8 protein-coding genes are annotated in these 11,815 nt (G+C 54.3%); all 8 read left to right on the top strand.

Annotated elements, in window-relative coordinates:
* Positions 1–6 precede the first annotated feature (6 nt).
* The 8 genes from OZX62_RS06465 (at position 7) to OZX62_RS06430 (ending at position 11,570) form a co-directional block, all read left to right on the top strand.
* Complete coding sequence (locus OZX62_RS06465; RefSeq protein WP_277175408.1) at positions 7–1,119, top strand: hypothetical protein; 1,113 nt, start codon at positions 7–9, stop codon at positions 1,117–1,119.
* Positions 1,120–3,831: 2,712 nt separating this feature from the next.
* Complete coding sequence (locus OZX62_RS06460) at positions 3,832–4,320, top strand: S-ribosylhomocysteine lyase (RefSeq protein ID WP_277175407.1); 489 nt, start codon at positions 3,832–3,834, stop codon at positions 4,318–4,320.
* A gap of 338 nt (positions 4,321–4,658) precedes the next feature.
* Positions 4,659–5,195, top strand: coding sequence for an N-acetyltransferase (locus OZX62_RS06455; RefSeq protein ID WP_277175406.1), 537 nt, complete (start codon positions 4,659–4,661; stop codon positions 5,193–5,195).
* 304 nt (positions 5,196–5,499) lie between these two features.
* Positions 5,500–6,858, top strand: a complete 1,359-nt coding sequence (alr, locus tag OZX62_RS06450; protein ID WP_277175405.1) for an alanine racemase — start codon at positions 5,500–5,502, stop codon at positions 6,856–6,858.
* A 440-nt stretch (positions 6,859–7,298) separates the two neighbouring features.
* Positions 7,299–8,321, top strand: coding sequence for an ADP-ribosylglycohydrolase family protein (locus OZX62_RS06445; protein ID WP_277175404.1), 1,023 nt, complete (start codon positions 7,299–7,301; stop codon positions 8,319–8,321).
* On the top strand, positions 8,318–9,556 hold the full coding sequence (locus tag OZX62_RS06440; RefSeq protein ID WP_277175403.1) for a PfkB family carbohydrate kinase: 1,239 nt from the start codon (positions 8,318–8,320) through the stop codon (positions 9,554–9,556). Before OZX62_RS06445 ends, OZX62_RS06440 begins: the two co-directional genes overlap by 4 nt.
* Before the next feature lie 11 nt (positions 9,557–9,567).
* Positions 9,568–11,010 (top strand): cytosine permease, encoded by a 1,443-nt coding sequence (locus OZX62_RS06435; RefSeq protein WP_277175402.1) that lies wholly within the window; start codon positions 9,568–9,570, stop codon positions 11,008–11,010.
* The gene (locus tag OZX62_RS06430; protein WP_277175401.1) at positions 11,010–11,570 is read left to right on the top strand and encodes a cysteine hydrolase; all 561 of its coding nucleotides are present in this window, start codon (positions 11,010–11,012) and stop codon (positions 11,568–11,570) included. Before OZX62_RS06435 ends, OZX62_RS06430 begins: the two co-directional genes overlap by 1 nt.
* Positions 11,571–11,815 lie beyond the last annotated feature (245 nt).

Genomic DNA, 11,815 nt, shown 5'->3' with positions numbered 1-11,815 from the left:
TGGAGTATGGAACTTGTATTGAGCGGTAATTGTAATGATGCTTTCGAGCACCTTTATTTGGTAGGACTTGCTTCGATTCTTGAGGACGCCGACCCAAACCATCAACGGATCTGCCTGATTCGCTGGAAAGATCGTGAACACGCGGTTCTGAAAAGCAGTGATGATGTCTCGTGGCAACAATGCGCCGATATCGTCCATGAGCATGCGTTGCGTTGGAGCAAATCCTATTGGCTTAATGCGACAGGGGAATATTGGGAATCATCAAAGGAAGATGATTTCAAGGCATCGACGAAGCTTCCCGCCAGAAGAGCTACATTGAGTCCGCGACTCGGTAAGCCCAATACAAGACAATGTTGGCAGAGGCTCGAGAATGATCGGCATGAAGCCATCGATCAATTGAAGACACCTCTGGATCATGAGTATATAGGTGCGTTGGGAGAGCCTTCGTATTGGTCAGGCGATCTCACTGATAAGAACTACACTCCCGATTATGGTGCATCGAGTTGGGAGATGGTGGCTCGTAATCGAGGGCAAGAATTTATTTCCGGACGTCTGTTGCCTCTTGCCCAGGCTGTGGCCAACCGAAAGGTTGAGATGGTGTTGAGCGGCTTAAGGGGCAATAGTGTCGTCGATGAGGCAGGGAAAGACAGTCAGTTGAGCCGTACTCCCACCGGATTAAGACGGCCGACCAAAACCGATAATGCTCAGGCGTGGTGTGCGTTGTTTGGAGTTTCGGCGTTTCCTCAATTCAAATCGACCACATTGAAGCGGGGTGCCAAATCAACCAAGGCGAATCGAGGTGCCACAACCGGATTTTTCAGGATCAAAAGTTCTGGACAATATGCTGTTCTTCCGCTTTATGAGCAGTTCTGGACTGTGCAAAAGTACCGTTCCGTCGTGCGTAGTCTGTGGCTGGAGCAAGCTGCGATTTGCGAAGTGTGTGCTTCTGAGGACACGAGTGGTGAAACTAGGATCAACTCTTTTGCAGGTAGCCAGTGGCTTAAGGAACAAGGTGTCGCCCAATACGTGGTGTTTCCACAATACAAATCCAACAACGTCTCCGCTCCAGAGCGATGGTTACAGAAAGGCACGATTTTTGACGTCTTGGGAGGTGACTGATGAAAAAAGGAGACGACCAATTCGATTCTGAATTTGTTTGTTAGACTCAGCAGCTTGAGTACGTCTAGGAATGATTTTCCTTGAATGTGACAAATACTGAGATTTGGTAGTGCCCACAGTTATTTAATGATGATTAACAACAGTTTTATTTATTTTGATGCTTGAAAATTTCATAGTGGTAATGTTTCTGGTTTGTCGTTTGTGAGCGGTGAATCATTCCACTCAGTGTGGTTTGTCGTTCACACCGCTTTTGGCGTGGATTAGGATGTTTTTCTACTCTTGTAATTTAGACGTCGTGTTTTTTCTTAGCGCTCGCAATAATTGTTAGAATACGAAGCGCGAGTAAATAAACCCTAGTCGTTTTAAAGCTTCGATGCTCTGAACTTCATTGAGGACGGATTAACACGCAGCACTGTACACAGGGTCAGGCTTCTCAGGGTGTCAACATCCTGAGTTTCATTGAGAAGCATACCGTGTGGGCCTTGACGGATTCCATGGTGTCTCAGGGACTTCATTGAGTATAACGTTTGTTGAGGCTGAGGGTTCCGGTTTTAGGGTCTTAGGGCTTTACAATCTTGAGCTTCATTGAGGGTTGACCTGCAGGCCGACGTGTTCACGGATGGATTTTACTGTCCTGAGCTTCATTCAGCAATTCGAATGAATCAGATCGGATACGTTGATCAGATGTTTCTGGGCTTTATTGTCCTGAGCTTCATTGAGGAGACATGAACGGTGGAATCGACACCGGCGGTCGGCTCGTCTCAGGGTTCTAATTCCCTGAGCTTCATTGAGGAGGACTGGGCAATGCGCCGGAGGTCATGGCTAACGGGAGTCTTAAGGGTTTAGCTTCCTGAGCTTCATTGCGGAATGTCGTCAGCGTCTTCAGCCTCGTTCATATTCACTCGCCTCAGGTTTTCAATTCTTTTAGCCTCATTGAGGATCCGGTGAGGTGGATGTACTAATCGACATTGATATGTCTTGGGGTTTCACTGCTCTGAGATTCATTGAGGAGAGATAGCCAAGCAGGAAAGCAGGGACGCGCTGGTCTCAGAGTTTCTAACTCTGTGAGCTTCATTGAGGAAATTATGTTCCGGTTGCCCCCAGCACCAACATGCCCGTCTCAGGGTTTCAACCCCTGAGCTTCATTGGGGATGGGTGATGGTGTAGTAGTCAAGCCGGGGATTATGATCTCGGGTTTCAACCCCTAAGCTTCATTGAGGATGCCATGCCGCCGCGAAATGCCAAGAGCCAAGCGAGGTCTCAGGGTTCTAACTTCCTGAGCTTCATTGAGGACAGGGCGTGATGGCCATCGTCAACTAGTGCCTCGGGTCTCAAGGTTCCGACTTCCTGAGCTTCATTGAGGAAACGGCGAATGGAATCGGTACAACGTGAAATACTGGTCTTAGGGGTCTAATCTCCCCTGAGCTTCATTGAGGACAGCCAATCATCCTGTCAAGGATGATGATGGATTTTTGTCTCAGGATTTTAAATTCTGAGCTTCATTGAGGAGTCCGGGTCGAGCCGAGCGGCCGCGGTCGTTGAACAGGATGCCGTCTTGGGATTTCAGCGCTCTGAGCTTCATTAAGGATCTACTTCGAAACCTGTGGGCATCAGCGTGGCGTATATATCAGTACTTTACCGTTCTGAGCTGTAGTGAGGAGATTACAGCAACGCCGAACAAGATGATCTGGCGAACTTTCAAAGTTTCAACCCCTTGGGCTTCATTGAGGATTGGTACGGCAATTTTCCACAGGACGTTCAAGCATGTTGTCTTAGGGCTTGATACTTTGAGCTTCATTGAGGAGACACACAGGAGGAAGGTGCTGGTAACAAGGGCACCGTCTCAGGGTTTTAATGCCCTGAGCTTCATTGAGGGTGGATTACCGCCGTCGCCCCCGTCAAGACCGGCAAGTCTCAGGATTCTAACTTCCTGAGCTTCATTGAGGGATGTCAAGATCCTGCCCCTTGCCGCTGGAGGCCAGGTCTCAGGGTTCTAATTCCCTGAGCTTCATCGAGGGTTCACCAAAGAGGACCTGAAGGATCTCGGAGTGTCATATCTTAAGATTTTTTACAGTCTTGAGCTCCATTGAGGGTTGGCCTGCAGACTGACATGTTCACGGATGCGGTATCTTAGGACTTTACTGTCCTGAGCTTTATTCAGGAATGCGAATCAATTAGGCCGGATACGTCGGTAAGATGTTTCTAGGCTTTACCGTCCTGAGCTTCATTGAGGAGACCTTGCGGATGTGGCTCGCTGGGAGAGAGACCACGTCTCAGAGTTTTTACTTCCTGAGCTTCATTGAGAAAGTTCCAGGAAACGTTCTTCCACGGCGACACCGATGTCTTAGGGTTCTAACTTCCTGAGCTTCATTGAGGAACGTCCACGTCTCGTCAATTCATCGAACACAGCATGTCTCAGGTTTTTTCTTCCTCCTTCTGAGCTTCGTTGAGGAGGCGACATCGTGGCCAAAGGCGCTTTTACCGACACCAGTCTCAGGTTTCCAACCCCCTTGAATTTCATTGAGGAGTGGTCTACTACGTCATCGACCCGAATTCCAAGGCCATCTCAGGGTTCTAACTCCCTGAGCTTCATTGAGTGGGTTGCTGATATCAGGTTGAGTGTTAGATATTCTCATCTCTGTTGATTTACGGAATATATCGGCTGCGAATTAGACTGAAGTCATCGTCGATACTCGACCGAAAGGAAATCAAATGTCAGACGAAAAGAAGCCGGAACCGGAGAGCTTTAAGCTCGATCACACCAAGGTGAAGGCGCCGTATGTGCGCTTTATCGACACCGAGACTGGCGAGAAGGGCGACGTGATTTCCAATTACGACCTGCGCCTGGTGCAACCTAACGAAAACGCCATTCCGACCGGCGGTCTGCATACCATCGAGCACACCATCGCGGTGCTGCTGCGCGAGCGCATCCCGGGCTACATCGACTGCTCGCCGTTCGGCTGCCGTACCGGCTTCCACCTGCTGACCTGGGGCGAGCACAGCACCGAGGATGTGGCGAAAGCGCTCAAGGAATCGCTCGAGTTCATCGCCTACAAGGCGACCTGGGACGACGTGCCGGCCACGGACATCAAGAGCTGCGGCAACTACCGCGACCACAGCCTCTTCACCGCCAAGGAATGGTGCAAGAAGATCCTCGACGAGGGCATCAGTTCCGACCCGTACGTCCGCAAGGTGGTCTGATTCCAGGATGTTCGCGGCTTCTGTGAAAGTTGTGATTATCTGAATATGATAAGAGGCGCTGGCAATGTATTTGCTGGCGTCTCTCTCGTTTTTATGACATGATATCCGAATAGGTTTTCATAGATTTGCGCTCTAAATTCTTGGCAAATGTCCGACAGGTGCAGCGAGGAAAATTGGCATAGTACCGGCGATGATGTGGTGACTAAAACGGCCTCCTTCACTTAGATGTGAACGGCGATTCTCATTGAGCAATGATATTGCTTTGTTGGAAAGCCCCCATGTTAGGCTTTCGTTCGGTATTTGAAGCGAAAGATATATGTAGTGAGGTAGGCGGTTTCATGAGCGAGCAGCAGTCGGGCGAACGCATTCGAAAGGCGACGCAGGCGGATTTCGAGACGATCCTACGCAACTTCGAACGCGCGCGGAAACTCATGGCGGCAAACGGCAACCCGACGCAGTGGGGGACGACCTGGCCGCCGGCCGAACTCGTCCAGCAGGACATCGACGGCGGTAACGCTTTTCTTTTGGTGGACAACGAAGGTGAAAACGGCTCCGAGCGCATTCTCGCGCAGTTTGCCATGTTCACTGGGCTGGAACCGACGTATGCCGAAATCGAGGGCAAATGGCTTGACGACGACGATTACGCCACGATGCATCGTCTCGCTTCTTCCGGGATTAAGCACCATAGCGCCAAGACCTGCCTCGAATGGGCGGTCAAGACGTATGGCAACGTGCGCTGCGACACACATCCCGACAACAAGGCCATGCAGCACGTGTTCGAAGGCGACGGATTCCAGCGCTGCGGGCTGATTCACGTCATGAACATCACCGACAAGCCCGACGTGCGAGTTGCTTATCAGCGTCACGAACGCTGAAGCTGCTCGTACTGTCGAAACGGAAAGATTTTCGCATTACTGAAATCGCTAAAAGTCTGGAATGGATGGAAGTCATGCTTTGTCTGGAAACCGGGAGCCACGATTGAAACAGGAGGCTGCCGGAATTTACGGGCAGGCGCTTTTGCAAATAGGCAAGTAGCTGATTGGCGAAGTGCTGTGTGATTAATCGATAGCATAAATTTCCGATGTAATGATTTATGTTTTAATCAATAAATTTGCCGGTTGTGTGGCTGTTTTGGTTTGACGTTTGCGTTCGTCAGCGACCCGCGACACAATAATGACTATGACATTGAACGCATTGGAACCATGGCCGTTTTCATCCGCCCTCGGCAAGGCGAACTACACTGCAGCGCTGCGACGTTACCCGGGGCAGGCCATCGTCGACCTCAAGGCGATGCGCGACAACATGCGTCACCTGGTCGAGGTTGTCGGTGGGCCTAAATCCGGCACAGCCGTCATGGGAGTGGTGAAGGCCGATGGTTACGGGCACGGACTCATTCCTTCCGCGCTGGCGGCGCTCGCAGGCGGTGCGACATGGTTGGGAACCGCACAACCGCGTGAGGCGCTGTTGCTGCGCATGGCCGGCATCGATTCGAGCCGCTGCCATATTCTCACGTGGATGTACAACGGACGCAATGCCCCGCTGGTCGAGCTCATCGCCAGTGATATCGACATTTCGATTGGTTCGCTCGACGGCATCGACGCCGTGGCCGCCGCCGCGCGCAAGCTCGGCATGCCCGCGCGCGTGCATATCAAGGTCGATACCGGTTTTGGCCGCAACGGCTTCACCGAAGCCGGCTTCCAGTCCGCACTCGACAAGCTCGTGCCGCTCGCCAAGGAAGGCGTGTTTGACATCGTGGGGCAGTGGAGCCACTTCTCCGTGGCCGATGCGCCTGACGTGCCGGAATTCGTTGAGGCAACCGATCAGCAGCTCGAAACCTTCAAACAGTTCACTGCGCGTATGGAAAAGGCCGGTATTCCGCCGCAAATCCGCCATATCGCGAACACCGCAGCTACGCTTTCGCGCCCCGAGACGCGCTTCGAGCTGACACGACCGGGCATTGGGCTTTATGGCTATGAGGCTGACCCGGCGATGGGAACGCCGTCGAAATATGGTCTCAAGCCTGCGATGACCTTGCAGGCGCAACTGGCTACGGTCAAAAGCGTCGAAGCCGGGCACGGGATTTCGTACGGACGCACTTACATCACCGACGTGGCGACCAGCACGGCCATCGTGCCGCTGGGCTATGCCGACGGCATTCATCGTTCTGCATCCGGGTTCGACGAATCCGGCGCGAAACATACGAAGAAGCCTGGTGGACCGGTGCGTGTGATGACCTCCGAGGGCCCGAAGTTGATGCGCGTCTCTGGACGCGTGTGCATGGACCAGTTCATCATCGATCTGCACGGCGATTCTGAAAAACTCAACGTGCATGAGGGCGATACCGTCGAACTCTTCGGACCGGGTCGTGGCGAGCAGTTCGTCGAGCCGACCGCCGACGATTGGGCTCGCGCCGCTGACACCATCAGCTACGAGATCTTCACCTGCCTGCGCACCCGCATCCCGCGGCTCTATCTGCACGCGGCTGAAGTGCTCGAACCGCAGGATATGAGCAAACTCAGCCCCAAGACGTTGCTGTGATGTTTTGATTACTGCGTTGCTGCGATGCCGCACTGTGAGTGTTGTGACTATTACGTTGTCTCGATGTTGCTGACGCGAACATTGCTGCGTTGTGGTTCCAGAAGATTGCGGTGATCTTGCCGCTGTGATGTTGTAGACAATATTCCGCGCATGTTATCTTGGGTGGCCGTCGCTTTTGCTGCGACCACCTTTTGCTGGCTTTATAGAGAAGGCCGTAAAAAGTCAATGGAGACAAGGCGGCACGGTATTCATAAGAGCGCGTTTTGTTTGTGATTTATTCTGCAAAGTGTGCTTGTGATAGCTAAAGCCTGAAATGAGGAAACACCGTCAGCCGGATTGGGATTGCGTTTCTGTATCCTTAGTTATAGTCTTACTGACTATAAGTGAGAAACGAACGTTTCTATTGTTCCCGAGTAATCGAAGAAGGCGGTCTGAAACCGATGAATCTTTTGGAACGAGCGCATGGCGCATTGGTCGGTCTGGCGATTGGCGATGCGCTGGGAATGCCGGCGCAAAGCATGTCGCACGCCTCCATAGTCAAGGCGTACGGCGGCCCGATTCGCGACTTTCGTGACGCGGTTGACGACCAGCCGATTGCTCCTTCGATGAAGGCAGGATCGGTGACTGATGACACCGACCAAGCGTTCATCCTGGCCCACAAGTTGATTGACGACCGCGGCGACCTCGACGTCATGGCGTATGCGCAGGATTTGCTGGCGTGGGAGCAGCGTATGCGGGCCAAGGGTTCGCTGGATCTGCTTGGGCCTTCCACCAAGGCTGCGCTGGAAAAACTTTCGCAAGGCGTGTCGCCGGAACTTACGGGCAAGTACGGTACTACCAACGGTGGGGCCATGCGGGCGGCTCCGGTCGGCATTGCGTTCGCGCCCGGTGAGGCTTTGTGTGCTGCGGCGCGTCAGTCCTGCATCGTCACGCACAACACTACGCAAGGAATTGAAGCCACTACACTGGTCGCCGCTGTGGTGAGCTTCGGGCTTGAAGGCGGGCAGCTCAGAGACAATATGCGCAAGGCGATTTCCTTGGTGCGTGGAATGAGGCGGTTCGGTAACTGGAGCGCCAAGGCTTCGGTGGCTGCGAGGGTGGAGGTGCTGCTCGACTACCTTGATTCGCCGTCCGGACAGGCGGCTTGTCGTCAAGATAACGACTTTGCCGCATTCCTTCGCGATATTGTCGGCACCAGCGTTGAGGCCAACGAATCGGTTCCCGCCGCGTTCGCCATTGCCTACAGGTTTGCGGACAGACCGTTCGAAGCCTTGTGTTTCGCGGCGTCTCTGGGAGGGGACACGGACACGATGGCCGCGATGGCCGGGGCGATGTTGGGCGCTGCTTACGGGCCCGATGCGTTCGGCGAGGAACGGGTGCAGAAAGTCGAGAAGCTGAACGGGCTCGATGCGGATGAGGTCGCTTCCGGGCTGATCGCGCTGAGAAAACATGGTGCCCGATGAGTAGCGTCAATCATTCCATGGTGTTATCGCATGCTGATAACAGCTTGCGATCGGTCGATCGTCTTACGCACGGTTCGGTGATTTCGCTCGGACAGGCGATAGTGGACGTCTCGATGCAGATTGCCGCCATTCCAAACCCTGGCGAGAATCTTTTCGCGGATTATAGCCAGACTGTGGCTGGCGGTTGCGGTTTCAATGTGCTATACGCGGCTCGGGCGATGGGAGCAAGAGCTTCTCTCGCCTCCGTATTGGGGAATGGCGCTTGGGCAGATGTCATCAAAAGCGCGCTCTCGCAAAATGGCATCGAGCATACCGGTATGAACCTTGAAGGCGAGGACTCCGGTTTCTGTGTGGCGTTAACGGATAAACACGCCGAACGCACCTTCATTTCCACTCGCGGTGCCGAATGCCATGTGTCGAAAACGGCTTTCGACAAGATTCATCCCAGTGGAAGCGACGTGGTTTATCTCAGCGGCTATACGTTGGTTTCCGGGACTTGTGTTGCTTTGTTATCGTTTTTGGATAAGACCTGGCAACAGCGATTTACCGCGGTTTTCGATGTCTCACCTGTCATTGACGAAGTCGATTCGGCGACGTTGGAGCGGATCATTGAATATCGGCCGATATGGACGTGCAACGAGAGCGAAGCCGATTTGCTCGAGAGCAGGCTGGGAATAGAAGAAGCCGGATTGGATTCCGTTGCTTTGGCAGAGCGTGATGCTGAAACAGATGCCCGTGTGCTCAATAATCCCGTAATGAACGTTGGTTCAGCCAATGGTCGTTCCAAAAATGACGCTTCGGAAGATAATCTTGCCGGCGAAACCGCGGGAACGTCGTCCTCGCAAAGCCCAATTCCCAATACATCCAAACGCTATGCACGACTTGCGCGGGCATTGAATGCGCCGCTTATCGTCCACTGCGGTTGCCAAGGTGCCTGGCTGTGTTCGCAGCAAGGTCCCGCGCAGCTGATTCCGGCTTTTCCGGCTCACGCCGTGGATACTAACGGTGCCGGCGATTGCCATACAGGGGTGTTGTGCGCGTCGCTGCTGATGGGCATGAGTTTGCACGAGGCCGTGTCGTTGGCCAATCTTGCCGCCTCGATTTCGGTCGAAAGCCGGGGTGCGGCCAGCTGCCCGCCCTTGCCGCGCGTCGTATCGGATGTTCGTTTCAAAGAAGTGCTTCTGCGTGATTCCACGCGGTCTTTGCTCGACAAATTGTCTGGCAAAGGAAAATAGGAAGGTAAATTATGAGTGATGAAGGGAAAAGTTCGTCGCTGAGCGTCGAGGAACAAGGCATCGACGTCATCGACGAATCCGAGCGCAAGGGCAAGCCCTCGAGCCTGTTCTGGCCGTGGTTCGCGGCTAACATTTCGGTGCTGGCCATGTCGTACGGGGCTTGGGCGTTGGGCTTTGGGATTTCGTTCTGGCAGGCGGCGGTTACCACCATCATCGGCGTGGTGGTCTCGTTCCTGCTGGTCGGCATCGTCTCGATTGCGGGCAAGCGCGGCAACGCGCCGACCATGGTGATCACCCGCGCCATCTTCGGCGTGAAAGGTGCGAAAGTGCCGGCTGCGATGTCGTGGATCGCGACGTTGGGCTGGGAGATTTCATTGACCGTGACGGCGGTGCTCGCCATGGCTTCAACGTTGCAGAAGCTCGGCATGGGCTCCGGGCCCACGGCCAAAATCATCTCGGCCGTCGTGGTCGTGGGACTTGTGGTGGTGGCCGGCATCTTCGGCTATGACCTCATCATGAAATGCCAGCAGGTCATCACCATTGTCACCGGAATCGTGACCATTGGCTTCTTCATTCTGGGCTGGGGCAGCATCGATTTCTCCAAGATCGGCAGCGCTCCCTCCGGCGGTCTGCCGGCGATGCTCGGCTGCTGCCTGTTCGTGATGACCGGCTTCGGGCTGGGCTGGGTCAACGTGGCCGCAGACTACTCGCGCTATCTGCCTCGTAATTCCTCGAATACGGGCATCGTGGCTTGGACCACGTTCGGCGCCTCCATCGCCAACGTCCTGTTGATTATCTACGGGCTGCTGCTCGCGGTCTCGAACGGCTCACTGTTGAAGCAGGTCGGGCTTGACCCGGTCGGCGCGATGGCCTCGATTCTTCCGACATGGTACTTGGTGCCGTTCACACTGGTGGCCGTGCTGGGGCTGATGAGCGGGGCAATCATGGACAATTATTCCAACGGCCTCGCCCTGCTCTCCTTCGGCATTAAGCTGCCGCGCACCGTCGCCGCCGGGCTTACCGCGGTTCTGACCGTGATCGGCGTCATCTACGTGACGTTCTTCTCCGAGACCTTCATCGGGCCGTTCCAAGGGTTCCTGATTACGCTCGGCGTGCCGATGGCCGTCTGGGCTGGCATGTTTGTCGCGGACGTGCTGATGCGCAAACGCGATTATGACAGCGCCGATCTCTACAATCCGGAAGGCCGTTACGGTTCATGGAACGTCAAAGCGCTGGTAATCCTTGTAGTCGGCACAGCGCTCGGCTGGGGTCTTGTGGTCAATTCTTCCGCAAGCTGGCTGAGCTGGCAAGGTTATCTGCTTTCTCTTTTCGGCGGCAAATCCGGCATCTGGGCTCAAGCCAATCTCGGCGTCATCGTCGCGCTCGTGGTCGGCCTGCTCGGAACCTTGATTTTCCAGCGTGGTGACATCAAACGGCAGGAAGGAATCAACTGATGGTCGACAAGGATGAATGGCTGGTGGTCGTGGACCGCCAGAAGGTGTTCGCACAAAGCGATTGGTCGGATTGGGCGTGTGCCGATGGCACTTACTATGCCACCGACGAACCGTTCAAACGGCTCGCCAAGGCGTACGGCGAGCGAGTCGTCTATACCCGCTACATCGCACCCGACAAGCCGCAGGACGCGTGGGTCGATTATTTCAAGGGCTGGCCGCAGTTCCTCGTGCCGCCAGACGATCCGATGTACGACTTCACCGATGAAACGGCCGAGCTGGCGAAGGGACATCCTGTGGTCAGCAAGACGACGTTCGGCAAATGGGGCGATGAGCTGAAGGCCGCTATTCAGAACGCCAAGAAAATCGCCGTGTGCGGAGTGGCGACCGACTGCTGTGTGCTGCAGACCGCTTTGGCCGCTGCCGATGACGGTGTCGCCGTTCGGCTGGTCGAGGATGCCTGCGCCGGCAGCACGCCAGACAACCAGAAGCTGGCCATCGAGACGATGAAACTGTTCACGCCGCTGATCACCGTGACCAATACCAAGGAATTGCTGGGCTGAATACCGGTTTCAGCATCGTTGCGTTCTATGCGATTAGGATTTCCTCTATTTATTAAAAAGGATAAAAGATATTCCTTCGTGCCGTAACGATACATTTCTTGAATAGGAAAGAAAGCCGTTTGTCATAACACAATGACAGGCGGCTTTCTTCGTTTCGATAGTGACATGCGGTGCGTTCTCGCAATCGCTATTGGGTGCCAGTGTGATGTGGGCTATCATCGGATACATAGTGTCAGGTTGGATTG

This window comes from Bifidobacterium sp. ESL0690, from assembly GCF_029392315.1.
In the GTDB taxonomy this organism is placed as follows: domain Bacteria; phylum Actinomycetota; class Actinomycetes; order Actinomycetales; family Bifidobacteriaceae; genus Bifidobacterium.
The sequence above is the reverse complement of the archived record's forward strand: the minus strand, read 5'-3'. Positions and strand labels throughout refer to the sequence as shown.